Source organism: Methylobacterium sp. AC315 (assembly GCF_979253755.1).
Genome location: NZ_CEEDEA010000163.1, coordinates 1 through 232, shown reverse-complemented (window position 1 = coordinate 232; position 232 = coordinate 1). Strand labels below are relative to the sequence as shown.

General features: G+C 76.7%; 1 protein-coding gene. It reads right to left on the bottom strand.

Annotated elements, in window-relative coordinates:
* Window positions 1–232: cytochrome c1 (locus AC0IY0_RS29120; RefSeq protein WP_471766523.1), on the bottom strand; the 232-nt coding region annotated here is incomplete at both ends.

Below are 232 nucleotides of genomic sequence, written 5' to 3'. Positions count from 1 at the left end.
GCGCCTTGGCGATCACCGAGCCGTCCGGCGGTGCCTGGCCGCCGTTGGCGGCCGCCGCAGCCTGGGCGGGCGGGAAGGGGGGTGGGAACGTGTCCGCCGGCCGACCCGGCCGGTCGACCATGTCGCCCGCATCGTTCGGGCCGTCCTTCACCTGGTAGGGCGCGGCCAGCGCCTTGACCTGCGCGGCCGCGAAGTCCGGCCCGCCCTCCTGCGCGAGATTGCGGAAGGCCAC